At 44.2% G+C, this 1,316-nt stretch carries 2 protein-coding genes; both read right to left on the bottom strand.

The window, feature by feature from the left end; translation table 11 throughout:
- A partial coding sequence (locus tag UF75_RS25620; protein WP_045577336.1) for an SDR family NAD(P)-dependent oxidoreductase occupies positions 1-365 on the bottom strand: 365 nt, incomplete at its 3' end.
- A gap of 14 nt (positions 366-379) precedes the next feature.
- The coding region (locus UF75_RS25625; protein ID WP_348983108.1) for a CoA-transferase at positions 380-1,316 on the bottom strand (937 nt) is incomplete at its 5' end.

Genomic DNA, 1,316 nt, shown 5'->3' on the forward strand with positions numbered 1-1,316 from the left:
ACACCTTTAAGATCCACATTCAAGACTCGATCCCAGTCAACTTCAGTTAGGTCTTCAGCTTTCTTTGTAATCGCTGAGCCAGCATTATTAACGAGAATATCGATTTTTCCATAATGCTCTGTTACTTTCTTCACTAATTCATCAATCGCTTTCAGGTTGGTAACGTCTGTGGCCACTGCTAAAGCATCATGCCCAAATTTTTTAATTTCTTCGGCTACCTGATTACAGTCAACATGATTTCGACTAACGATGACGAGATTTGCACCTGCCTTGGCCAAACCTTCTGCTATCCCTCGTCCAATCCCTTTGGTGGAACCGGTCACAATAGCCACCTTATTCGTTAAGTCGAAGGTTGGATTATTCACTTTTTGACCCCCTATCAAAACAATTGCTGAAGAATTTCTTGAGATGTTTCTAGCATTTCAACGTACTTTTCGAAGGTTAATCCCTTAAGCCCGCTTCCTGTATATATTTGTCCAGCATCAAGGATTCTTGTGATTCGAACTTCTTCTACGGTGGGCGGCTCGGTTACTTTTACATCGTCTGCAATTTTCAGTTTCCAGGAAACTTCTGCTTTTACTTCTTCGACAGTAACACCAGGATGAACACTGTAAAGATACGCTTCTTTGGTTGTAGGATCGAACCTAAAAACACATTTATTAGTTATAATTGCAGCAGGGCCCCCGCCGGGCAAGCCATGTTTTTCGCGGGCATCATAGCCGTCAATATAGCCGGGTGATGTAATATAATCGACCTTCTCCAGAAAACGCCGTTTCTGAAGGGGAAGTGTAAGGATCGTTCTCCCTGCAGAACTTGCAATATCATTAGCTCCACCGCTGCCCGGTAGACGTGAAGCAGGGGTATAGTAATCTCCATCTCCAAAAATGACTGTGCTGTTTAGATTTCCATATTTATCAACCTGGGCTCCGCCAATCATTCCTACATCAAAATAGCCACGCTGTTGATCAGAGAAAAGGCGCCAAAGTGACGTGGTACAAATGCTGTTCTCGACACAGGCATTATCGCCGATTCCTAAAATCACACGATAGGGCTGTGGTCCAATGCTTCCAGATTCCATGGCCATGATGACATTTGGAGCATGGGTGAGTTTTGCAACCATGGCGCCTAAGGTCGGGACACCTACTCCAGCAAATACTACATCACCATCCATAATCTCCTTGGCAGATGCTGCTACAAGAAGCTCTTGCAGCGAATAATCTTGGGCATATTCTTTGCTCATGTTTATCCCTCCTTTCCGGTTAGTAGTTTGCTTTAGTAAAGCGGCGTTCCAGTTGACGTAGTTTTTCAAGACGGCC

The organism is Desulfosporosinus sp. I2 (assembly GCF_000960765.1).
In the GTDB taxonomy this organism is placed as follows: domain Bacteria; phylum Bacillota; class Desulfitobacteriia; order Desulfitobacteriales; family Desulfitobacteriaceae; genus Desulfosporosinus.